Raw genomic sequence first — 22,769 nt, forward strand, 5'->3', positions numbered from 1 at the left:
GACAAGTGCACGCTGTTGAGTTCTCAAGGATCGGATGCTCCCACTTTCCAGCCTCTCGGCCTTCTACGCAGGGCAACTTCTCTATCTTATTCTCTTTCCGGCGCTTGTCAAGCTGGCTTTTCTCAGATGAGATCTGGAAAAAGAGCATGACGTATCAGCGCTTTTAAGAGGAAGATTTGATGCTCCGTGACCGGCTTTTCAGCTCATCACCGGGGCAACTTGAATAGCTTAACCCATCCCTGACCCAACTTCAAACCACCCCAGCATCGGAAGTAATCACGACTGTAGCTAGGGCGCTACTGTCCGGTAATCATGCGGCTTATCGAGACGAAACGAGGTCGTTCGATGTCGACAGTTCGGGCGTGTCTACGGCATCCTCCTCGCGTCGGAAGATGATCTTGAAGATCGGGAAGAACACCGCTGCCGAGATCAGGGCGTTGATCAGCATCGTGACGACGTCGGCGCTTGCTTCGCCGGCATCCCCCATCCCCCAGGTGGAGATCAACAACTCATAGATCGGAGCTTTATAGAACCCTTGGAGCGCTGCCGCCCCAAAGGTGATGACCACGTAGGCCAATGCGTACCAGAGCGCTGCCCACCACGGATTGGTGTTCGATTTGAAAGTGATGTTGCGCTGCGCGAAGAAGTTCAACACCTGAGCGATAGCAAGGGTGATCTGCACCGCAAGAAAGTAGGCCAATCCCCCACCGCCATCAGGCAAAGATCCGGCCGCGTAATCGAAGATGTAGTACCCGTTCGCGCCCACGGGAAACGCTTGGAATCCCATGCTGACGAGTTCGGTCATACCGAACAACCATTTGATCAACGGCATCAAGATCAGCTGCAGCACCGTCATGCCGATATTGAGCAGCGTGAAGACAATGAGTTGAGCCAGCGTTTCTCGTCGCCTGGAGAACTCGAGCCACGTGGTCTTTATATCGCGCGCCATTGCCACGCCCTTCTGTATATGTCGTCAAGCGCACTCGTCACCGGAAGTTGAGTGCAGCGTGCTCAGTGAATCAAGGGATCATGGGCTTCAGGCATAACCCTGCACAAACTGTCGACTTGCAGGCATAACTTGCGCGTCCAAAGCCGGCAAGACCACGTAAGTCGAACACGCGTCTTTTGGGCGCAACACATGTGATGAGATCAGTGACGATTTCGCGGTGGGGAGTAGAGCGGTGGAACCACAGTCCTGAAAGCGTGGGCTGCGGTTTCGGGCCGGAGATAGTTGAACCCGTCTTCGCTTGCCGCGCGCTCAACGGCGCTCCAAAACTCGCTCGCCGATGTAAGTCCGTATGGCAGCTTCAGCGGTACCACGAATCCGCGCGGTGGGAGAGGAGCGCCGAGGGCGTTGAGATTCAGAGACGCGCAGTCCCGGACTTCATCGATCTCGGCATCTGTGACGGGCCTGGAAGTCTTCGTGGTGACGCCTTTAGCGTCAGTGATCGTTTCTCGCACAACCCATGGCTCACTTCCACGGCGCAACCGCAGGAGCTCCGGTGAGACCTCGGTTGCGACTACCCAGGCGATCGAGAGGGACCAACCATCCAGGGGCATCTCAATGAAGCCATCTTCACCGGTGTCGCGCTTGAGCTGATCCCACATGGTGGTCAAAGGGTAGTACCACCGTGCGCCTCGCACGCTGGTCGCACCCAAGAAAAAAGCGCTGATGCAAAACATCAACGCTTCTTCTTATTCGCAGCCACATCGAATCATCAACGTCGGTGGCCTGGCTATCGCCGTTTTGGTAGCAGGAGAGAGATTCGAACTCTCGACCTCACGATTATGAGTCGTGCGCTCTCACCAACTGAGCTACCCTGCCGCACTGCATCCACCGTGAAAGAAGATGATGCGAGCCCCGAGTCAGGATTGAACTGACGACCCCTTCCTTACCATGGAAGTGCTCTACCACTGAGCTATCGGGGCATTCCCGAATCTCTCCGGGCAACTCAAAGAGAATACCAGAGCAACGGCATCTCGCTGAATCGAGGACAAAGATCAGCCGAGGCTGTCCCGCCCCGCGTTCGCTTCGAGCCACGCGATTGGGTCTATCGCTGTGACACCGTTCATCAGAACCTCGAAGTGAGTGTGAGCACCGAACGAGTAACCAGTGTTACCGGTCTGGCCGATGAACTGGCCCGCCTCGACGACGTCGCCCACGCTTACCTGCAACGAGCCGTACTGCATGTGGCCGTAGCGGGTAGACACAAGCTGGCCGTCAATCTCATGATCGATGACGACGGTGACACCATAGGCGCCGCCGCTCTCCGTCGCGATGCGGACAGTACCCGCAGCGATTGACTGCACATGTGCGCCCGCACCCGGAACGAAGTCCGCACCCTCATGGAACTCACCAGTACGCCACCCGAAGCCGTAGCTGATCGAGACACCAACCGCGAACGGCCACTGGATGGCAGCATCCGGGTCGTTGACATAGAAATCTGTCGGCTGTGTGATGCCCAGCTCTGCGGCTGTCGCGGCAACGGAACCGGTCGAGTAATCGGCACGGCTGAGCGCAACGTTTTCGACATCGGCTGGCGCAACGTACGCCTGGATCTCTTCTGCGTCACCGGCAACATCTCCGCCGGCAACAAGACTCGTCGAGCTTGAGCTCACAGCGGCGGCACTGACAGCTTGCGCAGGCGTTGTCATTCCTACCGCGAGAAGTCCCACAACACCGACGATGCTGATGGAAAGCGATGTCGTCGTCGCGCGTTTGAAAGCAGCGCCCCGAAAGCGCCCCCAACCTCGACGCGCTGTCCGCTGCGAAGCGGCGAGATCGTGGGTCTCGCTAGCCATCGCAGCTGCCGCGACCTGAATTGGAAGCTCTCCCGTGAAAGAAAAAAGCTTCGCAGCAGCAGCGAACTCGTCAACCGCAGAGTCATCTGCGTCTGAAACATTGCCCGTGTCGATCGTCGGCACTTCAGCGGCCAATGGGACAGAAAGCCACTCAGGGTCAACGTTACGATCGGCATCGTTGGCCGGGATGTCCTCAGCGACCGATGCCGCAACAACAGTTGGAACCTGGCCAGCAGACCTCGCCCCGTTAGCGCGCAATTGACGCCTCGTCAACCCTGCCTGCGCTACCGCCAAGGACGGCGCAGAATCAGAAGCAGAATAGGTGTCCTCGCTGTGCACAGCCGACTCTCGTGGTTCAGCAGACGGCTGAGCAACACGGGAAGAACGACGTGTACGCGCCGCGGCGCTCGAGGGAAGGTCAGAATTCAACGGGCAGTAGGCTCTCGGGTCTCGTCGTCGGGTACGACGCTTAAACGTTCGGAAAAATCTTCAGCATTACTCATCTTTGTTGCGGCCGCAGGGCACACGCACGAAAGATAACGACTTGGTAAACGATAGCGTTTTCAGTCTGAGAATGCCATGTAGGCCTCAACTCATGATCGCCGCGGCAAGTCGGTCGAAGAAACCGCTTCCTGCGGCAATAGTCATATCCCGGCCGGGACGCCCACCTGGCGAACCCCCGACTCGCCCGCCAGCCTCACTGACGAGAAGCGCACCGGCCGCATGATCCCAGGGATGCAGCCCCCGCTCGTAGTAGGCGTCGAGCCTGCCAGCCGCCACGAAAGCAAGATCAAGAGAAGCCGCCCCTATGCGTCGAATGTCTCGCGCCAGCGGCATGACTCGAGCCAGACGCTCAAGTGCTGCTGCGTGCGTGGTGGGGTCGTACCCAAAACCGGTGGCAAGAAGTGCCCCCGCGCCACCAGGCTCACTGTTCATCTGCAATCGTGTGCCACCCAGCCATGCTCCTCCCCCACGCGTGGCGTGGAAAAGCTCGCCAGACATCGGATTGAATACGACTCCGATTTCGTTCACCCAGGTCTCAGGATCCGCGGAAGCAGAAACTGCAGCGATGCTCACGGCGTATGACGGGATGCCGTAGGCATAATTCACAGTGCCATCGATTGGATCAACGACCCATGTAATGCCAGTAGTGTCTGCTCCCGCGCCGGATTCTTCGCCGAGGAAGCCGTCGTCTGGGCGCTCAGCTTGTAGGCGCGCACGGATAAACGACTCGACCTCACGATCGGCCTCGGTCACGATGTCGGCAATTGCCGATTTCGTCGCGGCGATTGCCACGCCCTCGCTCCGACGGCGTGCTGCGAGCGCTCCGGCTTCACGGGCGATATCGATTGCGAGAGGGAGTAAGTCGCTGACGTTCACTATCCCCACGGTACTCGGGCGGAAGGCCCTGACCCGACGAAGACGAACTTAGTCTCGAGGAGGCAGTGGAGGCGGCGGGGGGAAGCCCTCGTACCCGGTCGCCACGTCGGGCGATGTCTCCGCTTGCTGTGCATTTTCTTTTGGCGGCACCCAGGTTTCGACCCGCGGATCAATCGCACCTGGACTCGGATACCCCGTGTAGTAGGCGTTCCAATCAGGTGTGCCGTCAACCATGACCGGAAGCGGCGTGAATCCATCGACGTACGTGGGCCACGACTGTGTCGGCGCCGTCCGCTGTGAAGCCTGCGCGGCGGCGTGACTCCACGAAGGGGACGCTCCCGGATGCGGCGCCGATACTTGCCTCGGCTTCTTCGGGGCAAAGAGCACGTTGACGAGCGGCAAAAGAGCCGTACCCACCGCTCCGAGAATCGCGACCGCGACAACGATGCGCCAATAAAGATTGTGGAAGTCGACCCACTCACTCAGCATCAGAGGCAAGACCAACAGAGCGGCGAGTACAGCGACAAGTCCCATCGTGGTGTAGCTGATCACTGTCGTGAACGTCATCCGATACCGCTGGTACGCCCTGCTATACAGGCGAATATGCAGCAGGGCGAGTTGCAGGATGAGAACAATCAGGAAGAAAGAGAAGACGCGAAGTGAGCCGCTGCCGAAAAAGTACGAGCTCTCCGGCATCCAGGTCAGGAAAGCGCCGATAAGCAGTGCGAGGATCCAGCTCCCCATGCTCACCAAGGAGAACCAGAGCGGTCGACGCTCGGCGAGGTGCACTTCCAGGATCGCTATTCCCGCGAAGCCTGCGAGCAGCACAATCGTGAGGAAGGCTCGGCCAACGAGGCCGTTCGACTCCCCAACGAGTACCCACACAACGCAGACGAGCGCTGCGGCGATGAGGGCACCGATGGCAACCCAAATTGCCACCCTGAGAAGCGGTGAGTTTGATGCAGTGTCAGTCGACGTGTGAGGCGCTGGCGCGGTCATGACGAACTCCCTTCGGCGAGCCTGCGCCCGCTCGCCCATACTGTCACGCAGCACCACGCGCCGCGCGACAGCAATAAGGTTCTGTGAGTATCTCGGCGCAGTTCAGAACGCATTGCCTGAAATGCGAAAAAGACCCCGCAATGCGGGGTCTTTTTTCATAACGTGGCGAGTGAGGGATTCGAACCCCCGAATGCTGAGCAGTCTGATTTACAGTCAGATCCCTTTGGCCGCTTGGGTAACTCGCCAAGGCGCACCCGCCCAGCTTTTGCAGTCGACCGGAGGCGCGATCACCAACAATACTATCGCGAGGCGTTGGGCAGAAATCGAGCTGCTGCAAAGCGTCTCGCTCTGGCGTCTGCCCGCGATTTAACAGGCGTCAACTGCCGAAGCGGTCGGAGCTCAACCCGGACAATGCCGAGGGCAAGCGAAGCAGAGCACCTTCAAAGCGACACGTGGCGGCGGCGACATCCATCGCTGTGACCAGCACCTCGGTCCAGTCCGAAGCATCGCCTGGATGGTGAGAGAGGAGCGACGCGACAGTGGAAGAAAGCACAGCATCTCCCGCTCCCATCGTGTCGATGATCGGGCCCGGCATCCGTGAAATCGGTGCGGAAACAACGACGTCGCCAGCTTCCACACTCGCACCTGCGGCGCCCGCGGTTGCCAGCACGGACTCGACGCCGAGGCTCACCAGCCGCGCGCGAAGTTCCTCAAGCGACGTGCCATAGAGAAGGGCTGCGTCATCATCACCAACCTTGGCAAGGCTCGCTCCGGCGACGATCCGCTCAAATCCTCGGACGAACTCGCCGCGATCGTGCATCATCCCACTCCTGGGATTGGGATCGATACTGATCTGCCCACCGGCCGTTTCGAGAACCTCAGCAAGTTCGCGCGTTTGACCCGCATTATCGAACGGAAAACAGCTGATGACCGTCATCGCTGCACCGCTCACCGCTGCAATCTCGGCATCACCAAAGTTTACTCTCCGGCGCTGCGCTGCTTCGTTGAACTGATATGTGGGCTCGCCTCCCGCCGAGCGCACGCTCACCGCACGAGAAGTGCCATAAGGACCGATTGTCGGGATGAGGCTTACGCCGTAGTCGTCGAGATACGTGCGAATATGCGCACCGGCGCTGTCGTCGCCGACCATAGCGATGAGGCTCGTCGGAAATCCGAGCCGAGCAAGCCCAACTGCGACATTTAGCGCGGCGCCGCCCACAAACTCACGAACCCCGGCATCGTCGCGCAACTCATCGATGAGCGCATCTCCGATTACGACAACGCGGCCCGTCATCTTCATCGCTACACTTCTCCGGTTGCGGCAACCCTATCCACAAAGGCCTGAAGGCGCCGTTTCGTGCCATCGATCTTGAGGTCTACGCTGCCTCGAATTTCGCTTGGCGCGAGGGGTAGCGCAAGTCGCACGTTCTCGTGGCAAGACAGGTCGCGACAGATGTAGGTGCCTACGCTTCCACCCTCATCATCGGCGGCCTTTGCTCTGCGAGCTGTGAACAGCGCCACCTGGTTGCCTGGCTGCATCGTGTGGCACACATTGCACATGGCGTTGCGTGCCTGCGAATTGCCCTCTGCGGCGCGCATGATGACGCCGGTAGGCATCCCATCGCGTTCGGCGACGACATAGGCGCGACCGCGGGTTCGCGGATCTCTCCAGGCGAAGAAGTCGAGATGGTCCCACTCGGTGAGCGGGAAATCGAGAGGCACGGATAGTAGGCGCAAGTCGTCGTCTTCGGCGTTGACGAACGAGGCGCGCAATTCTTCCTCGGTCAGCGGACGCATGCGCTATATCTTACGAACCCATTCGACATCGCCGCCAGGGCAAGGCTCGTCTACGCCGGTAGAATCTCTCCATGGCTGATTCCTCGTTTGACATTGTGTCCAAGGTCGACCACCAGGAGGCGGATAACGCCCTGAACCAGGCCCGCAAAGAAGTCGAGCAGCGTTACGACTTCAAAGGCACCGATTCTTCGATCGAGTGGAGCGGCGAGAGCATCCTCATTAAGTCGAACTCCGAAGAGCGCGCCAAAGCCGTCCTCGACGTGTTCCAGACCAAGCTCATCAAGCGTGGAATCTCCTTGAAGAGCCTCGAATCCGGCGAGCCAGCGGCGAGCGGTCGCGAGTACCGCATCGTGTCGACCTTGAAGGATGGCATCTCGCAGGAGAACGCGAAGAAGATCGGCAAGCTGATTCGTGATGAGGGCCCAAAAGCCGTCAAGTCACAGATTCAAGGAGACGAGCTTCGAGTGCAGTCCAAGAGTCGCGATGACCTGCAAGAGGTCATCCGCCTGTTGAAAGCTGCGGACCTCGACGTCGACCTGCAGTTCATCAACTACCGGTAGATCTGGCGTCCCACGCGCGTCACGACGCTACGAGGCTGTGTTTCCAGAAGCCGGAGAACGTGATTCGCGACTTCGGGAGGCCCGCCCGGTGCAGCACGCGACGCCCCTCGGTGGCGAGCGTTGACTCTCCCACGACGAAAGCGTAAGCACTCACGTCAGGCGCAGGCCGGGCGGCGAGAGCGGCGAGCGCCCGCGCTCCTGGAACTTCGTGTGGAGCTTCACGTGGAATCCAGATGACCTCAACACCAGCTGGCGCGGCAAGTTCTTCGACATCGCCGGATGCTGCGACCTCAATGATCGCAGTGCCGGTCACCGAGGCGTCGAGGTCACGAAGGATGCCGCGAATAGCCGGGAGACCGGTTTCGTCAGAGATGACATGGACCTCAGTAGCATCCTCTGGTCGATCAAAGAGCAGACCCTGATCGAGGAAGCCGACCGGAGATCCAGGCTCTGCGGTAGCAGCCCACATCGCAACACCACCGGAGAGGTTTCCGTCGTGATCCCAGTGGAGCACGACGTCGATGTCCATCTCGGATCCGTTCTCTCCGCGGCGCACGTCAGAAACCGTGTAGTTGCTGTAGTGGGGGCGCACCTCATCTGGCATCGCAAGGTACGGCTTCCACCAGACCCGTCCGGTGACGGGCGGGAGAGTGAGCGGCATCCCCGCCTTCGGCGGAATGAAGAGGCGAAACCAGTGATCAAAGCCGCCCCACTCGAAGTCGTCAAGGTTGCCCCCTCTGAGCGTTACGCGCTGAAAAGACGGAGAAAGACGCACAGTGCGCGCGACCTCAGCAGTCACGAGCTGGGGGGCGGTTGGCATGAGTCTTGGATAGCGGGCCACAACTAGATCTTATTAGGTGAGGCTACGCTTAGGTACATGCGTTCTTTTCGACCACAGACGCGGCCCCGCGCGCTCGTGATCGCTTCTCTCATTGCGGGCGCGCTTGTTGTCGGGGCTATCAGTCTGCTTCTCGGCAGCAACCTGATCTCGCCAATCGACGTTTTTCGAGGATTGTTCGCACCTGTAACCGACACGGATGCGATCGTCTGGGGTTCCCGAGTACCCCGCACTGTTCTCGGCCTTTTCGTTGGTTTTTGTCTTGGCATCGCCGGCGCGGTTATGCAGGGCCAAACTCGCAATCCGCTCGCCGATCCTGGCATCTTCGGGGTTTCGGCCGGAGCGAGCCTCGCGGTCGTCATCGGTGTGTATGTTTTCGGCACATCCTCGATCCTTTCGACGCTGTGGCTTGCCCTCGCGGGCGCGATCGTTGCAAGCGTCGTGGTCTTTTCGGTTGCCGCTCTTGGCCGGGGGCTCGCAAGCCCGGTGCCGCTGGCTATCGCCGGCTCCGCAGTATCAGCCCTGCTCGTAGCTTTTACTTCACTCCTCGTGCTGAGCGACGAAACCACGCTTGCCGCCTACCGCATCTGGGTGGTCGGTTCACTTTCTGGTCGCTCCCTCGACGGCCTCGCGGCTGCTGCGGTTTTTGCGGCTGCTGGACTCGCACTCGCATTTCTTAACATCCGCTCGCTCAACAACCTGGCGCTCGGCACGGAGCTTGCTCATGGCCTTGGTGAGAATCTCATCCGTGCCCGCCTCGTGGGGCTCGGGGCAATCACCCTGCTGACGGCGAGCGCCGTAGCCATCACCGGACCGATCGGGTTTGTTGGTCTCACAGCGCCGCACATCGCACGCTCGCTCGTCGGCGGAAACCACTCGTGGCTGCTTCCCGCTTCGGGCCTCATCGGGGCATCGGTGCTGCTCGGATGCGACGTGGTGGGGCGACTGATCGGGGGCAATGCTGAAGTGCCGGTCGGCGTCGTGCTCGCCGTACTCGGCGGAATCGTGTTCGTAGCGATCGTGCGCCGCGGAAAGGTAGCGGCGCTGTGACGACGACCGTAAGCCGCACGTTCGCCGTGGCACCGATTCACCATCATCGACGCGCAATATTTGCTACAGCTTCACTCGCGATAGCACTCGTATTGTGCGTCCTCATCGGCCTGTCGGTGGGTTCGTCATCGATGAGTATCGGCGATCTTCTTCGCACCCTCGTTGGCGGCGGCACGTCGAGTGAGCAACTCATCATCTTTGATCTGCGGATGCCGCGGGTCGCTGGCGCTGTGGTGATCGGCGCGAGTCTCGCCATCGCCGGCGCGCTCACACAGACTTTTGCGCGCAACCCTCTGGCCTCCCCCGACATCCTCGGGGTGACATCGGGAGCTAGCCTCGGCGCTGTCGCCGCGATCGTACTCGCAGGCGGCACCTACAGTGTCGGTGCTGGCGCTTTGAGCATTGGCGTCCCGCTCGCCGCTGTACTCGGCGCCGTGGTTGCAGCCGCGCTTATCTACGTGCTGGCATGGCGAGACGGTGTCGACACCTATCGACTCATCCTCATTGGAATCGGCCTGACCGCAGCTTTTGGCGGGGTCACGAGTTATCTCATCGCTCGGGCTGAGATCTCCGCGGCAGCGACCGCGGCGCAGTGGCTCGTCGGCAGCCTGTCGGGAATCTCGTGGTCAAGTGTCTGGCCCGTCATGATTGCGCTCGTTGTGGTGCTCCCGATTGCGCTTTCGCAGACCAAGAATCTCGACATCAGCCAGCTCGGCGATGAAATGCCCGTCGCTCTCGGTGTATCCGTGCAGCGCCACCGGCTCATCGTGATCGGGTGTGCGGTTGTTTTGACGGCGGCTGCTGTTTCAGCGGGTGGACCCATCGAGTTCGTTGCGTTCGTCGCACCGCAAATTGCACGTCGTCTCGGCGGTTTCGGCAGACCCCCGCTTGTCGCGTCAGCTCTCATGGGCGCCATCATCGTCGCAGGCGGTGATGCCATCACCCGCGGCACGCCCCTCACTGTGCCAGTCGGCATCATCACCGCCATCATCGGAGCCCCGTACTTGATCTGGCTTCTCACCCGCCGCACGCCGAAAGGAAGCGTCGCATGAACGAACAACGGATGCCGACACTCGAAGCGCGTGGCGTGACCCTCGCGTACGAGCGGAACGTGATCTTCGAAAACCTCGATCTACGCATCGAAGAGGGTGAAGTCACGACTCTTATCGGGGCCAATGGCTGCGGCAAATCGACTCTTCTCAAAGCCTTCGGGCGCTTGCTGAGCGCAGCATCAGGTGATGTCCTCTTTGAAGGTCGATCCGTGCGCGAGACTCCGACACGCGAGGTTGCTAAACGCCTCGCGATCCTGCCTCAGAAGCCCGTCACGCCCTCGGCTACTTCGGTTCGAGATCTCGTCGCACGCGGGCGACACCCACACCAGAGTCTCTGGCAAGCGTGGACCGCGAAGGACTCCGCAATTGTTGACGCAGCGCTCACCGCAACCGGGCTCGACCATCTCGCCGACCGCGATGCTGGTTCACTCTCCGGTGGGCAGCTGCAGCGCGCGTGGATCGCTCTCGTGCTGGCACAGGAGGCGCCGACAATCCTTCTCGATGAGCCCACCACGTTTCTCGATCTGACACACCAGATCGATGTATTGCGCTTGGTTGCCCAGATAAACCGCGATCGCGGGGCAACCGTCGTGATGGTGCTGCACGACCTCACACTTGCCGCGCGATACTCTCATCGGCTTGTCGCGATAAAAGACGGCATGGTCGTGGCAGACGGCACACCGTGGGAGGTACTGACCCCCGGCATCCTGCGCGAAGCTTTTGATCTTGAGGCACTCGTGATCTCCGATCCCCACACAGGTTCACCGCTTGTCGTGCCGCTGGATCCCACTTTTGCGCACACGGCCCAGCTCGAACCGCACCACGATGTGGAGTTTTAGTTAGGTTCGGCTAACCTAATTACATGACCACTTTGACCCCGCGGCGTCGTGCCGCGCGCATCTTTGTTCCTGTTCTCGCGGTGGCCATGACCGCTCTCGCCGGATGCTCCGCCTCGAGCGAACCCACGGCAACCGACGCGTCGGCTGATGCCGCGTGGACCTACACTGACGACACCGGCACAACTGTCACGCTCGACCACCAGCCCGAGAACATCGCAAGCTACGCCGACTACGCGATCGGCATGATGAGCTACGGACTTGAGCCCGTTGCAATCTTCGGGCGTCAGGATGTTGCCAGCGATGACCGTTTTGCCGACTACGACCTGTCAGATGTCGCGATCGTGGGTAACAGCTACGGTGAAATCGACCTCGAAGCGTTGGCCGCCGCCGCTCCCGACATCATCGTGACCGGCATCTACCCGACTGACCGCGAGGGCACGCTCCCCGTTGATGGACCGTACTACGCGTTCGCTGATGTCGAGCAGCAAGCACAACTCGAAAAGATCGCTCCGGTCGTCGCTATTGAAATTGGCGGCAACGGCAGCGACGTTATCGACAGCTTCAACAACCTTGCCTCGGCGCTCGGCGTGAGCGACGAAACGATCGCTGACGCCAAGACCGAGTACGACGCGGCCGCGGCTGACCTCACCGCCGCCACTACAGAGAACGACCTCGAGATCACGCAGGCGTACGCGGATGCCGATGGCGTGTATGTCGTGAAGCCCGAAGATGAGCCCGAGACGGCGCTCTACGGCAGCCTCGGCGTCAACTTCACGAACCTGAACCCCGATGGCGACTACTACTGGGACATCTACAGCTGGGAGAACGTCGGCGACATGATGACCGGAGACGTGCTGTTGATGAACGTCGAGGGCCTACAGGAAGAGGGCTTGCTCGAGCAGGCAACCTTTGTCGACGACCCCGCTCTTCAGGCGGGACAGGTCTACCCGTGGCAGGTCGCAGCCTTTGACTACGCTTCGCAGGCGGCTCAGATGACCGAGCTGGCCGACATCATCCGCAACGCGGACAAGGTCGCATAACGCACCTCACTAACAGTGGATGGGGCGTGGCCGGGATACCGGCCACGCCCCACATGCATTCAGGATGAAGTGGCGGCGGCGACAACCCAGTTGTGCAGCAGCGCGTAGGCATGTGCGCGCGGACCCGGTGCTGAAAGAAACACGTCGTGAATCGCGTCCTTTACGCGTGCAATGGTGACAAGGCGCCCAATTTTGAGCGACGCACGAGCGATGTCGTCCACAACGAGGACTGAGTCAGACGACGTCATTGCGGGCGCCCACCGCACCGGGGGCGTCGAGCGTGTCGACAGCATGACAAGCGCAGGACAACCCACGTCAACGCCCTCGGCGATCGCTGCATGCCCCAGAATGACGGCATTGAGCCACCCCGGATGGGTCGGAAACCCGCGCTCGGGTCGCCACGCAGTGGGCCCCTCCGGCAACACCCCCAGCTCACGCTGTGCACGGGTATAGAAGCCGAGATCAACGACCGGTTGCGCGCCGCGAGGCTCATGTCGCGCCCGCGCTCCCACGAGCGGAGCAAGCGCTGCCCGAGCGAAAGCTCCGATCTGCAACTCGAGCCACGGACTGTTGAGCACGATCGCGGCCGCCACAGCCGGGTGTCGAGCAGCCCACAGCGTGAGCGTCAAACCACCTGTGGAATGGCCGACAAGCATGAGCGTGCGGGAGGCATCCCGACCTTGCCCGATTGCAGCAAGCGCCGCATCGATATCTTCGTCGTATGTCGCAAGATCGGTGACATACCCCGGAGTTTGACCGTCCCGCAAACTCCGACCGTACTTTCGAAGGTCAAGGGCATAGAAGTGTGCTCCGAGATCCGCGAAGAAGGCGGCTTCTTCGCGCTGAAAGAAGTAGTCCGACCAGCCGTGCAGGTAGAGCACGTCGACGTTTCGGAGGGGCTTATTCCACGCCGTAAGGGGGTTCGGAAGATGCCGCACGAGAGTCGCGACGACATCGCCCTCGTCATCGGGTTCAAGTGTGAGCGTGTGCTGCTCGAAGCCGCTCCCGAGGACGTCGGGCGCCCATACCGCCCTAGCCCTACCGCTCATGCGGCCAGCCTAATCGGCGCGCCGCGCATCAGCATCTGAAGCAGATCTACATTGAATAAGAGTCAATGATGTGCGACGCGATCTGAGTTCCGGCAAGCTCCAGGTCTGCAGACTCGTTCGCCCCCGGAAAGAATGTGAACCGGAACCAGTCACCGGCGACTGAGATATCGACGTAACAGCTGTAGTAGGCCCCGCTGACTGTGTCGCAATCGAGTACGGCCTCCGCATCATCGCTTCCTACGCTGAGTTCGTCGCCATCGCCAGAAACCACCGAGTCGTAAGCCCAGGCGCCGCCCGGCAACACGGCGAGGATTCCGCCTAGGTTCGAATTTAGATTCATGTAGTAGCAGGGAAGTGCGGACAATGGTTCGTCGATGATCCAAGCCTCGATGGACCAGCCCCCGGAAGGCCGGCTGAGTTCAAGATCGTCGGTCCCGAAGATTGCTTCGACCTGTTCAAGAGATAAATACTCTTCGCAAAAGCCTGATAGCACTCGGGGATCTGAAGCATCTTCTTCATGACGCTCGTCCTCGCTCACCATCGAAGAAACTCCGGCAAGAACGGTGTCCGCACGCTCGTTCGCGATCGCTACGCTCTCGAACGCTTCGAGCACACCATCGAAATACACAGCGATGTAAGCATCTGCGTTCAGAGCTGCCCCCGAGCACTGATACGAATTACAGCCATTCTCCACTTCGCCGTAATAGCTGACCATGTCAGCGTAGGCCTCAGAAGCATCTGCAACCACGGTGACTGTTGCCAAGCGTCGCGCATCTTGACGACCGAACTCGCAGTACAAATCCCCGAGCTGCGCGAACGCATACTGCGGTGGCCCGGGGAGCCACCCTGGGCCGGATGCTTCGTCGAGGTCGTGTATCTCTGAAGTCGGTGAGAGCTGCTCATCGTATGCAGCCGAAATAATCGGCTCCAGATCCGTGCAGTCGAACCCGAACCTCGAGGCGGGCTGAGTTTGCTCTTCGGCTTCAGGCATCGGAGCAGAGGATGGCGTCGCGGAACGCTCTGGGGCCGAACTGCTCGTTGGCGACGATGTGACGATGCTCTCGGGCTGCGCGACACATCCCGAAAACACAACCGTGCTGATCACTGCTGCAGATAGCCCAACGACAACTCTCATGCTTCGCATAGGAACGAGCCTAGCGAGAGAAAACTATCGACCGAGCTGGCTGGGCCTACTCGCCGCGGGAGACGCGCACCATCTCGTCACGATCGACGACCTTGATGCGGGCGCGCTCATGGGGTGCCCCCAAAGCAATCTCATGCTGGTCGAGCAAGTGCCACCCGTCGAGGTCAGTCCACTTGACGTCACGCTCAGCAAGAAGCGCCGGGATGGCGCCTTCCGAATCATCCTCTGGCTGCCACCAGGATGCCTGGTCGTTGATGATGTGCCGGACAGTTTCCATCGCGTCCGACTTGGTGTGGCCGATGAGTCCGACCGGACCTCGTTTGATCCAACCGGTCGCGTAGACACCGGGCACACGCTCGTTCGAGTCTTTGTGCAGCACTTGCCCCTCTTGATTGGGTATCACGCCATGACGCTTGTCGAACGGCACGTCCGCCAGAGGTGAACCGAAGTACCCGACAGCGCGATACATCGCTTGAATCGCGACCTCACGCATCTCGCCGGTACCTTCGACGCCACCCTCGCCGTCGGGGCGGGTGCGCTCGTAGACAAATGACATGACACGTCCGTCAGCATCCTTCTTCACTTCGACAGGGTTCGCCCAGAAGTGCAGGTGCAAGCGGCGCGAGGCTTCTCCCCCGGCGTTGTTCACGCTCGGTCGCTTCCGCCATGCCTGCAGCACGCGGTCGATCACCATGACCTGTTTGTTGCTGGCGATCGCCACTTTGGACGCTTCGTCGTAGTCGAAATCCTCGTCGTAGACGACCATGTCGACGTCGCGAAGCTCGCCGAGTTCACGGAGCTCCAACGGGGTGAATTTGACCTGCGCAGGACCACGACGGCCGAACACGTGTACATCAGTGACACGGCTTTCGCTGAGTCCCGCAAAGACGTTGTCAGGAATCTCGGTGGGTAAGAGGTCTTCAGCGTGCTTCGCCAGCATGCGGGAAACGTCAAGCGCAACGTTTCCGTTTCCAATGACGGCGACCGATTCGGCATCCAGCGGCCACTCACGAGGGAAATCGGGGTGTCCATCGAACCAGCTAACGAAATCCGCAGCACCGTACGAACCGAGAGCATCGATTCCGGGAATGTCGAGATCGGCATCACGGATAGCACCGGTCGAGAAAACCACGGCGTGGTAGTGATTTTTCAGGTCTGCGAGTGTCAGATCGCGGCCAAAAAGCACATTTCCGAAAAAGCGGATGTCTCCACTGTCGAGCACATCACGCAGAGCGTTGACGATGCCTTTGATGCGCGGATGATCGGGGGCGACACCGTAGCGAACGAGACCGTACGGCGCGGGCAGCTGCTCGAAAAGGTCGATAGAAACGTCAAACTGACGCTCAGCCTTCAAAAGAATGTCAGCGGCATAAATGCCCGCCGGTCCTGCACCGACAATGGCCAGCCTGAGCTTGGTCATGGGGGTTCCTTTCGCTTTCCGTGCCTAAAGAGTGTCGATGAGCGGGCCGCGCATTCTTAGCGCCGCGCCAGGGCTCAGCTGCTACGGTCAGCTACCGCTTGAGCGAACCGAGTGAGTCCCTCGCGAACCGGGCCATCGGGCAGAGGTGCGAGCGCGGCAATCGCGCCGTCAGACCACTCGTGTGCAAGCGAAAGCGTCGCCTCGGTGGCTTCGTGATCGCGAAGATCCGCGAGATCGGTATCGAGAATCGCTGGGTCTTCGCCGTTCGCGATGCGCACGACACCCGCGTCGATACGCTCGCGGAGACCAACGGATGCCTCATCAGTTCGCCGTCCGAGAAGTAAGTACGGCATCGTCGGAACGCCGGCGCGAAGGTCGGTGCCGGGCACCTTGCCGGTTTTTTCGGGATCCGCCGACAGATCGAGTACGTCGTCAAGCAGCTGGAAGGCGACGCCTGCTTTCTCGCCAAACTCCACAACGGCCGGTTCATATTCAGCAGGAGCGTGCGAATACGCGACGCCCGACTGCGCTGACGCGGCGATGAGCGAACCGGTCTTGTCTGCCAGCACCTGCAGGTAAAACTCGACGGGGTCATCATCGGGGCCAGCACCGACTGTTTCGTGCATCTGCCCGAGCACGAGTCGCTCGAACGTATCGGCTTGAAGCTTGATGGCGCGCTCACCGAGTCGAGCCATGATCTTGCTCGCGCGGGAGAAGAGCAGGTCTCCGGTGAGGATTGCGACATTGTTGCCCCACACCGACTGTGCACTTGGCACACCCCGACGGACGTCTGCACCGTCCATCACGTCATCGTGATAGAGCGATCCGAGATGCGTAATTTCGAGGGCAGTTGCGGCGAGGATGACCTCGTCGGTCACGCCATCGCCCAACTGAGCAGTGAGAACCGCGAGCATGGGGCGGATTCGCTTGCCGCCGGCCTCGTAAAGGTAGCGAGATGTTGCATCTGCGAGGTGATCGTCGATCTGAATCTCGATCGCAAGTCGCGCCTCAACGTCGGCGAGGCCTTTCTCAACGGTCGCCATGAGACGCCGCACTTTCGGACCGGCGAAGATACGCTCCGTCAGTCCGAGGCTGCCCGCCAGTCGGGTGCCCGTTGCGGGCCGGCTCGAAGTCACCCCCTCAGCCTACCGGGGCGAGAGGGTGCCCTGGCCTAGCTCAAAGAGGCTTGACAGCCCGGTGGAGCGCCACGATGCCAAAAGTCAGGTTGCGGTGAGCGACATCGGTCCAGCCCGACGCCCGAATCCACGCGGCGAGCGTGTGCTGATCCGGCCAGTTCTTGATCGATTCGTTGAGGTAGTCGTACGCCTCAGCGTTGGAACTCACTGTCTTCGCAACGCGCGGCAGCACACGGTCGCTATAGAAGCGGTAAAGACCAGCGAATGCCCGGGGCGTGGGGTGGGAGAACTCGGCGATCACTAGTCGGCCACCGGGACGCGTCACTCGCAGCATCTCAGCGAGCGCCTTTTTCGGTTCGTTGACGTTTCGCAAACCAAACGAAATCGTGACCGCATCGAATTCGTTGTCCGCGAAAGGCAGCGCGGTGGCATCCGCCTCGGTGAAGCTGAGGTTTTGCACATCACCGTGGCGACGCCGCCCCTCGGCGATCATTCCCGGTGAAAAGTCGGCAGCGACGACTACTGCGCCGCTGGCTGCGAGCGCTACCGAACTCGCTCCTGTGCCCGCAGCGAGGTCAAGAATCCGCTCGTTGCGCCTGGGCGCGACAGCCTTGGTCGTTGCGGCCCGCCAGAGCTGATCGTTCCCGAGGCTGAGTACGGTGTTTGTTCGGTCATAGTTCTTCGCGACCTGATCGAACATGCCGCTCACACGCGCGGGGTCTTTTCCAAGGTCGGCACGATTTGGCTCGGCGGGTGTCGTCATCACCCAAAGAGTCTAGGCGTCAGAAGCTAGGCGAGACTGGGATCTGCGGATCCGACGGCTCGCGCCGAGTCTAGGCTTGAGGAGTGACCGTTCCTCCGCCTGCGCAGCTGCGCGTCGTGACGCGAGAAGTTGCGACGATAGAGGAAGTGCTGCCCTACACGGATGCCTCCGCTCCCCTCGTATGGCAGCGCACAGGAGATGGCTTCGTCGGTGCGGGTCCCGTCGTGGTTCGCCTCGATGAATCAGGACCGCTTTCTCGCGGCGAGCGAGCGCGAAATCTCGCGTCGCGTTGGCGCGCACTCGCCGAAGCCGCCACAGTCGACGACGATGTGCAGATCCCCGGCACCGGGCTCGTGGCCTTCGGCGCCCTAGCTTTTGATGATGCTTCGGCGACATCAAGTTCGCTACTCGTGCCGTCTGTCATCGTCGGACGCCGCGGAGATCGCTCGTGGGTCACACATATCTCTCAGGACACTGCCGCGCCATCAATGACAAAGACTGCGTATGGAGCGCACTGGGCGGCGACAGTTGGGCCCGGTCAGCTTGACCCCGCCCACCACCAGGTCGCAGTCCGTGAAGCTCTCGAGGCGATCCACTCCGGCCTCGTGAGCAAAGTTGTCGTTGCCCGAGACCTTGAGGGAACCCTCCCCGCAGATGCCGATTTGCGCCGCCTGGTGCGAGCGCTGGCGACGGGTTACCCCGACACATGGGCATTCGCTGTCGACGGCCTCATCGGCGCAAGCCCCGAGACGCTTGTCACGGTATCGAGCGGCACAGTGACAGCGCGCGTTCTCGCAGGCACAGCCGCGCGGGGCGCTGATCCCGACTCGGATGCCGCAGCTTCTGTCGCACTCGCAACCAGCACCAAAGATCAAGACGAGCACCGCTACGCCGTCCAGAGCGTGCTTGCCTCACTCGGCCCCCTCGCTCCAGCACTTGCCGCGGGGGAGCAGCCGTTTGTGCTGAAACTTCCTAACGTGTGGCACCTCGCAACCGATATCGAGGGAACGCTGACAGACGCGGCATCCGCGCTCGATCTTGTCGCAGCCCTCCACCCCACAGCGGCCGTCGCCGGAACTCCGACCGATGCTGCCCTCGAGCTGATTTCGCGCCTTGAACCATTCGACCGCGGGCGATACGCCGGGCCCGTCGGCTGGATCAATGCTGCGGGTGACGGCGAATGGGCTATTGCGCTGCGCTGCGCGCAGATCGGCCCGGGCAATGGCGACACGCTGGCGATCACAGCCCACGCTGGTGGGGGGATCGTCGACGGAAGCGACCCGGAGTCGGAACTGCTCGAAACCCGCGTGAAGTTCCGTCCGATCGTTGACGCCCTCGCCTGAAGGCGGACTAACGTTCGAGGGCGACTTCGATGAGTTGACGACCTGAGATTTGCCCCGTGAGCACCTGGTCAAGCTCGCCGCGCGTTTTCGGGCGGTGGTACTCCCAGCCGTATGCCGCCGCGAGATGCTCGAAGCTCGCATCTTGCGGTGTGTACTGCACCCGCGCGAAGGCTTCGCTCGACGCTATCGACGCAACTTCGAGACCGTCAAAGATTGTGCCGCCACCATCGTTCCCGACGATCACTTGCAATCGCGGTGCCGACTCGTGCGTCGGCAACAGCAGCGCTCCCACATCGTAGAGAAAAGCGAGATCTCCCAACACGACACGTGTCACCCCGGGGGAACCGGCCGCTTGACTCGCCAGCGCGATGCCCATCGCGGTCGCGATCGTTCCGTCGATTCCGGCAAGACCACGATTCGCGTGCACAGGTATTTTCTTGCCGCCCAGAACACTATCGGCAACGCGCACGAGGCGCGATGAGCCGAACATAAGCCGATCGTGTGGCCACGTTGCTCGCCACACAGCGTCAACCAACGTCGTGCGGTCAAGCGGCTTTCGAATTACACCGAGCTCGGCGGCAATCGCGCCAAGCCGCTCCCGCGGTTCAGTAGACGAGAGCGCGTCGGCATCGGGCGCGGGGGGAGCAAGATCAACGGATGCCGCGCGCGACGCGCGTATCCAACGGCCCAGCCATTCGCGATCTGGGGCGCCCGGGCTCACCACAACACTTGTTACAGCGCTCGTCATCCCATTGAGGTTCAAGGGCTCGCCGGGCCCTCGCACCGCGATCACTTCGACATCGTCACGCGAAAGCAGTGCGACGACCTCACGACTCAACGTCGGATGCCCGAAAACCACTGCACGCTCGACATCGCCGCCCAGTTCGCGCAATACGTCGCGATACCCGTGCACCAGATACCGTCCGAAGCGGGATCCGCTCACGATTTCAGCCACAAGCGGCCAGGAGCCATCGTGGGCGATTTGCTCGGCCGCTACGCCTGAGTCTGCGCCGGCAACGACAACTGTTCGTACCCCGCGGGCGAGCGTGCGAGGTTCGGCTGCGTCGTCAACCTCGCACGCTTCGCCGATGCCACCGCCCCCCTGGTACAAGGCACCCGACGCGTTCGCGAGGTTCTCAGCGGCGGCTGCTGCATCGTTGTGGTTGATCTCCGCGGACGGCGCCGTAAACCATTCCGGAAGATGCCCGGCGAGAGGTTCGCGGTACGGCAGGTTGAGGTGCACTGGCCCCGCGCTCCGGAAGCCGTCGCCGAGAGCTGCAGCGATGGCGGCGTGTGCCACCTCACGCAACATCATCGTCTGCGACGCTGTGCCGTCGGCATCCGTTTCTTCCGGAACCGGCAGATCTGCTTCGTACCGCAGGTTCGGCGCAAATATCCCCACTTGCCGCGTGGCCTGGTTTGCACCAATACCTCGCAGTTCCGGCGGGCGATCTGCCGTGAGCAGAAGAAGAGGCACACCGGCGTGATGCGCTTCGAGGACGGCAGGAAGAAGGTTCGCGACAGCCGTTCCTGATGTACAGATAACTACCGCCGGTACCCGAAGTTCACGGCCGATGCCAAGAGCGGTAAATCCGGCTACGCGTTCATCAATGCGCACGTGAAGTGCCGCACCCTGTCGTTCGAGCTCCGCGGCAGCGAGTGCGAGAGCTTGCGAGCGAGACCCGGGACTGACAACAAAGTGGCGAACACCACTGTCAAAAAGCGCACGAATCAGTGCGGCCGCAGCGTCTGTCGCAGGCGACCATTTCGCCTCAGCCATTTCAGCCGAGCGCTCCTCGTGATCCCCGCGTGTCGTCGTCACCATCGCTGCGCGCGCCAGTCTCCGCATCGTCCACGGGAGCATCTTTCGCAGGAGTGCTGTCTTCGTCATCGAGGCGAGCGAGCTCTTCCTCAAGACGGCGAATGCGCTCGTCTTGGTCGCTCACGGAGCCGAGCGTGCTCAAAAATGCCGGATCGTCGTCGGGAGCGTTCCGCTCAGCTATCAAAGCCCTGCGGCTCACGCGACCCACCACGAACCAGAGGAGGCCGCCGAGCACCGGAATGAGGATGACAATGACAATCCAGGTTCCTTTACGCACGCCACGGTGCCGGTCAGCTGGCTGCAGGGCGCAGTCGACAACGCTGTAGACCCAAAACACGGTGACCACAAGCGCGAGTATGAGTATCAACCTCGCCATATCCCCATCTTAGGCGCCGTTCCGGGTACGAGAGCGGCTGCTCCCGACAAAGACCGGCATACGATGAAGAGATGAAAGCCCGCTCCGCCCTCGTCTACACCGTGTTGCGGTTGCTGGCGTTCCTGATTCCGTTCGGCCTCTTGATGCTGTTGCCGATTTTTCAGGAGCTCTACTGGCTTGCCGCGATTTTCGCAGCCGTTATTGGCTTGAGCTTGTCGATGCTGTTTCTGAGGCGACCACTCGCTCAGGTGACGACGGATCTTGTTGCTCGCCGCGAGTCTCGCGCACCGAGAGCTCGCGATGAAGACGACGAAGACGCCAACGTCGACGCTCTCGCAGCGGGTGATTCGGCGTCCGCCGATGTGGCGTCAGCCGATGAAGGCCCAGAAGAGGAACGCACCGTAAGCAACTGACGTCAAAGACGTCAGTTGCAGCGCCACCACAAGTTCGCGCGGAGCGCCGTAGGTCCAGACGATCAAAATCGCCGGTAGCGCTGCGAGAAGCGCGAGAAGCGCAAGCCACGCGATCGGGAAGAAGAGCGCGAGGAAAGCGGCGATCCCGAACGGTGCGAGCACAAACAGCGTGAAGAGCACCTGTGTCGCGCGCTTGCCGATCAGCACCGTCAACGTGCGTTTACCCACCGTGCGATCCTGATCGATGTCGCGAAGGTTGTTTGCGAGCAATACCGCGCACGCCAGCAGCCCGGCCGCAACCGCTCCGAACCACGCTTCTTGCGGCAGCGCGAGCGCCTGCACGTATGTCGTGCCGAGGGTTGCGACGAGACCGAAGAAAACGAAAACGAACACTTCACCCAGTGCGTTGTAGCCGTAGGGGCGCTTGCCACCGGTGTAGAACCATGCCGCGATGATCGAGGCAGCTCCCACGAGAAGAAGCCACCACTGTTCGGTGCGTACGACGATTGCGATACCGACGAGCGCGGCGAGCGCAAAGAACGCCAGCGCGACGATCAGCACTGTCTTCGCTTTCACACGTCCAGATGCCGTTAAACGGACGGGGCCCACGCGGACATCGTCGGTGCCACGGATGCCGTCGCTGTAGTCGTTGGCGTAGTTCACGCCGATCTGCAAGAACACGGCAACGGCCAGGCAGGCAAGTGCGATCACCCAGTGCAGCGAGTCTGTGACGAGGACGGCAGCGCCTGATCCGATGAGGATGGGAGTCACGGCCAGAGGCAGAGTCCGAAGTCGAGCCGCGCCGACCCAGTCACCGAGCGTGACGGGCCGCTGCGCCCGCGGGTCACGCGGTGCGTTCGCCTTTTGCGGATTGCCAGAGCGGTGCTGCGGGCGAGTGCGGTTCTTCTTGGTTTTTGCGGCCACGAGGAGAAATCTTAGGCCGCTG

At 61.2% G+C, this 22,769-nt stretch carries 23 protein-coding genes and 3 tRNA genes; 7 read left to right on the forward strand and 19 right to left on the reverse strand.

Annotated elements, in window-relative coordinates; all coding sequences use genetic code 11:
* Positions 1-319: 319 nt before the first annotated feature.
* The 10 genes from FHS06_RS00005 to FHS06_RS00050 all read right to left on the reverse strand — a co-directional run bounded on the left by FHS06_RS00005 (position 320) and on the right by FHS06_RS00050 (position 6,978).
* Entirely contained in the window at positions 320-949 is a 630-nt protein-coding gene (locus FHS06_RS00005; protein WP_167043774.1) for a hypothetical protein, read from the reverse strand.
* A gap of 200 nt (positions 950-1,149) precedes the next feature.
* Positions 1,150-1,608 (reverse strand): DUF5956 family protein, encoded by a 459-nt coding sequence (locus tag FHS06_RS00010; protein WP_167043776.1) that lies wholly within the window; start codon positions 1,606-1,608, stop codon positions 1,150-1,152.
* A 140-nt stretch (positions 1,609-1,748) separates the two neighbouring features.
* Positions 1,749-1,825 (reverse strand) — tRNA-Met (locus FHS06_RS00015).
* 32 nt (positions 1,826-1,857) lie between these two features.
* A tRNA-Thr gene (locus tag FHS06_RS00020) sits at positions 1,858-1,929 on the reverse strand.
* A 72-nt stretch (positions 1,930-2,001) separates the two neighbouring features.
* The gene (locus FHS06_RS00025) at positions 2,002-3,060 is read right to left on the reverse strand and encodes a M23 family metallopeptidase (protein ID WP_167043778.1); all 1,059 of its coding nucleotides are present in this window, start codon (positions 3,058-3,060) and stop codon (positions 2,002-2,004) included.
* A gap of 330 nt (positions 3,061-3,390) precedes the next feature.
* Positions 3,391-4,182 carry an inositol monophosphatase family protein gene (locus tag FHS06_RS00030; protein ID WP_167043780.1) on the reverse strand — a complete coding sequence of 264 codons (792 nt, stop codon included), beginning with the start codon at positions 4,180-4,182 and terminating at the stop codon, positions 3,391-3,393.
* Positions 4,183-4,230: 48 nt separating this feature from the next.
* A complete protein-coding gene (locus FHS06_RS00035) occupies positions 4,231-5,181 on the reverse strand; it encodes a hypothetical protein (protein ID WP_167043782.1) in 951 nt (316 codons plus the stop codon).
* A gap of 163 nt (positions 5,182-5,344) precedes the next feature.
* A tRNA-Tyr gene (locus tag FHS06_RS00040) sits at positions 5,345-5,426 on the reverse strand.
* 131 nt (positions 5,427-5,557) lie between these two features.
* A complete protein-coding gene (locus tag FHS06_RS00045) occupies positions 5,558-6,481 on the reverse strand; it encodes a PfkB family carbohydrate kinase (protein WP_310734775.1) in 924 nt (307 codons plus the stop codon).
* Between the two features lie 2 nt (positions 6,482-6,483).
* Positions 6,484-6,978 (reverse strand): FBP domain-containing protein, encoded by a 495-nt coding sequence (locus FHS06_RS00050; protein WP_167043784.1) that lies wholly within the window; start codon positions 6,976-6,978, stop codon positions 6,484-6,486.
* Positions 6,979-7,049: 71 nt separating this feature from the next.
* Between FHS06_RS00050 and FHS06_RS00055 the strand changes: the two genes are divergently transcribed.
* On the forward strand, positions 7,050-7,538 hold the full coding sequence (locus FHS06_RS00055) for a YajQ family cyclic di-GMP-binding protein (protein ID WP_167043786.1): 489 nt from the start codon (positions 7,050-7,052) through the stop codon (positions 7,536-7,538).
* A 19-nt stretch (positions 7,539-7,557) separates the two neighbouring features.
* Here FHS06_RS00055 and FHS06_RS00060 read toward each other — a convergent pair whose 3' ends face one another.
* A complete protein-coding gene (locus tag FHS06_RS00060) occupies positions 7,558-8,358 on the reverse strand; it encodes a siderophore-interacting protein (protein ID WP_208387850.1) in 801 nt (266 codons plus the stop codon).
* A 57-nt stretch (positions 8,359-8,415) separates the two neighbouring features.
* On the opposite strand from FHS06_RS00060, the gene FHS06_RS00065 reads away from it, so the two are divergent.
* From FHS06_RS00065 to FHS06_RS00080, 4 genes are read left to right on the forward strand one after another with little or no spacing between them, the layout of a single operon-like run.
* Positions 8,416-9,426, forward strand: coding sequence for a FecCD family ABC transporter permease (locus FHS06_RS00065; protein WP_167043789.1), 1,011 nt, complete (start codon positions 8,416-8,418; stop codon positions 9,424-9,426).
* A complete protein-coding gene (locus FHS06_RS00070) occupies positions 9,423-10,478 on the forward strand; it encodes a FecCD family ABC transporter permease (protein WP_208387851.1) in 1,056 nt (351 codons plus the stop codon). The genes FHS06_RS00065 and FHS06_RS00070 overlap by 4 nt, the downstream gene beginning before the upstream one ends.
* Entirely contained in the window at positions 10,475-11,317 is an 843-nt protein-coding gene (locus FHS06_RS00075) for an ABC transporter ATP-binding protein (protein WP_167043791.1), read from the forward strand. The genes FHS06_RS00070 and FHS06_RS00075 overlap by 4 nt, the downstream gene beginning before the upstream one ends.
* Before the next feature lie 23 nt (positions 11,318-11,340).
* On the forward strand, positions 11,341-12,357 hold the full coding sequence (locus FHS06_RS00080) for an ABC transporter substrate-binding protein (RefSeq protein WP_167043794.1): 1,017 nt from the start codon (positions 11,341-11,343) through the stop codon (positions 12,355-12,357).
* Positions 12,358-12,416: 59 nt separating this feature from the next.
* Here FHS06_RS00080 and FHS06_RS00085 read toward each other — a convergent pair whose 3' ends face one another.
* The 5 genes from FHS06_RS00085 to FHS06_RS00105 form a co-directional block, all read right to left on the reverse strand.
* Positions 12,417-13,406 carry an alpha/beta hydrolase gene (locus tag FHS06_RS00085; protein WP_167043797.1) on the reverse strand — a complete coding sequence of 330 codons (990 nt, stop codon included), beginning with the start codon at positions 13,404-13,406 and terminating at the stop codon, positions 12,417-12,419.
* A gap of 46 nt (positions 13,407-13,452) precedes the next feature.
* Positions 13,453-14,550: a hypothetical protein gene (locus FHS06_RS00090; protein ID WP_167043800.1), complete on the reverse strand. Its 1,098-nt coding sequence runs from the start codon at positions 14,548-14,550 to the stop codon at positions 13,453-13,455.
* A gap of 46 nt (positions 14,551-14,596) precedes the next feature.
* Positions 14,597-15,970, reverse strand: a complete 1,374-nt coding sequence (locus tag FHS06_RS00095; RefSeq protein ID WP_167043803.1) for an FAD-dependent oxidoreductase — start codon at positions 15,968-15,970, stop codon at positions 14,597-14,599.
* Between the two features lie 74 nt (positions 15,971-16,044).
* Positions 16,045-17,106, reverse strand: coding sequence for a polyprenyl synthetase family protein (locus tag FHS06_RS00100; RefSeq protein ID WP_167043806.1), 1,062 nt, complete (start codon positions 17,104-17,106; stop codon positions 16,045-16,047).
* 40 nt (positions 17,107-17,146) lie between these two features.
* Complete coding sequence (locus FHS06_RS00105) at positions 17,147-17,869, reverse strand: demethylmenaquinone methyltransferase (protein WP_167047653.1); 723 nt, start codon at positions 17,867-17,869, stop codon at positions 17,147-17,149.
* 83 nt (positions 17,870-17,952) lie between these two features.
* On the opposite strand from FHS06_RS00105, the gene FHS06_RS00110 reads away from it, so the two are divergent.
* Entirely contained in the window at positions 17,953-19,212 is a 1,260-nt protein-coding gene (locus FHS06_RS00110) for an isochorismate synthase (protein ID WP_167043808.1), read from the forward strand.
* 7 nt (positions 19,213-19,219) lie between these two features.
* On the opposite strand, the gene menD is transcribed toward FHS06_RS00110, so the two are convergent.
* Both menD and FHS06_RS00120 read right to left on the reverse strand, forming a co-directional pair.
* Positions 19,220-20,992 (reverse strand): 2-succinyl-5-enolpyruvyl-6-hydroxy-3-cyclohexene-1-carboxylic-acid synthase, encoded by a 1,773-nt coding sequence (gene menD, locus FHS06_RS00115; RefSeq protein WP_167043810.1) that lies wholly within the window; start codon positions 20,990-20,992, stop codon positions 19,220-19,222.
* Between the two features lies 1 nt (position 20,993).
* A complete protein-coding gene (locus tag FHS06_RS00120; protein WP_167043813.1) occupies positions 20,994-21,410 on the reverse strand; it encodes a PLD nuclease N-terminal domain-containing protein in 417 nt (138 codons plus the stop codon).
* Positions 21,411-21,481: 71 nt separating this feature from the next.
* On the opposite strand from FHS06_RS00120, the gene FHS06_RS00125 reads away from it, so the two are divergent.
* Positions 21,482-21,823 carry a DUF4229 domain-containing protein gene (locus FHS06_RS00125; protein ID WP_167043816.1) on the forward strand — a complete coding sequence of 114 codons (342 nt, stop codon included), beginning with the start codon at positions 21,482-21,484 and terminating at the stop codon, positions 21,821-21,823.
* On the opposite strand, the gene FHS06_RS00130 is transcribed toward FHS06_RS00125, so the two are convergent.
* On the reverse strand, positions 21,779-22,747 hold the full coding sequence (locus FHS06_RS00130) for a 1,4-dihydroxy-2-naphthoate polyprenyltransferase (RefSeq protein ID WP_167043819.1): 969 nt from the start codon (positions 22,745-22,747) through the stop codon (positions 21,779-21,781). The genes FHS06_RS00125 and FHS06_RS00130 overlap by 45 nt on opposite strands.
* Positions 22,748-22,769: the final 22 nt, after the last annotated feature.

Source organism: Microbacterium halimionae, assembly GCF_011761265.1.
Lineage (GTDB): Bacteria > Actinomycetota > Actinomycetes > Actinomycetales > Microbacteriaceae > Microbacterium > Microbacterium halimionae.

Coding starts and splice junctions, on each gene's coding strand:
- FHS06_RS00120 (WP_167043813.1), bottom strand. CDS start 21,410: ATGGCGAGGTTGATACTCATACTCGCGCTTGTGGTCACCGTGTTTTGG.
- FHS06_RS00090 (WP_167043800.1), bottom strand. CDS start 14,550: ATGCGAAGCATGAGAGTTGTCGTTGGGCTATCTGCAGCAGTGATCAGC.
- FHS06_RS00055 (WP_167043786.1), top strand. CDS start 7,050: ATGGCTGATTCCTCGTTTGACATTGTGTCCAAGGTCGACCACCAGGAG.
- FHS06_RS00105 (WP_167047653.1), bottom strand. CDS start 17,869: ATGACGACACCCGCCGAGCCAAATCGTGCCGACCTTGGAAAAGACCCC.
- FHS06_RS00125 (WP_167043816.1), top strand. CDS start 21,482: ATGAAAGCCCGCTCCGCCCTCGTCTACACCGTGTTGCGGTTGCTGGCG.
- FHS06_RS00035 (WP_167043782.1), bottom strand. CDS start 5,181: ATGACCGCGCCAGCGCCTCACACGTCGACTGACACTGCATCAAACTCA.
- FHS06_RS00060 (WP_208387850.1), bottom strand. CDS start 8,358: ATGCCAACCGCCCCCCAGCTCGTGACTGCTGAGGTCGCGCGCACTGTG.
- FHS06_RS00005 (WP_167043774.1), bottom strand. CDS start 949: ATGGCGCGCGATATAAAGACCACGTGGCTCGAGTTCTCCAGGCGACGA.
- FHS06_RS00045 (WP_310734775.1), bottom strand. CDS start 6,481: ATGAAGATGACGGGCCGCGTTGTCGTAATCGGAGATGCGCTCATCGAT.
- FHS06_RS00095 (WP_167043803.1), bottom strand. CDS start 15,970: ATGACCAAGCTCAGGCTGGCCATTGTCGGTGCAGGACCGGCGGGCATT.
- FHS06_RS00065 (WP_167043789.1), top strand. CDS start 8,416: ATGCGTTCTTTTCGACCACAGACGCGGCCCCGCGCGCTCGTGATCGCT.
- FHS06_RS00050 (WP_167043784.1), bottom strand. CDS start 6,978: ATGCGTCCGCTGACCGAGGAAGAATTGCGCGCCTCGTTCGTCAACGCC.
- FHS06_RS00080 (WP_167043794.1), top strand. CDS start 11,341: ATGACCACTTTGACCCCGCGGCGTCGTGCCGCGCGCATCTTTGTTCCT.
- menD (WP_167043810.1), bottom strand. CDS start 20,992: ATGGCTGAGGCGAAATGGTCGCCTGCGACAGACGCTGCGGCCGCACTG.
- FHS06_RS00085 (WP_167043797.1), bottom strand. CDS start 13,406: ATGAGCGGTAGGGCTAGGGCGGTATGGGCGCCCGACGTCCTCGGGAGC.
- FHS06_RS00010 (WP_167043776.1), bottom strand. CDS start 1,608: ATGTGGGATCAGCTCAAGCGCGACACCGGTGAAGATGGCTTCATTGAG.
- FHS06_RS00075 (WP_167043791.1), top strand. CDS start 10,475: ATGAACGAACAACGGATGCCGACACTCGAAGCGCGTGGCGTGACCCTC.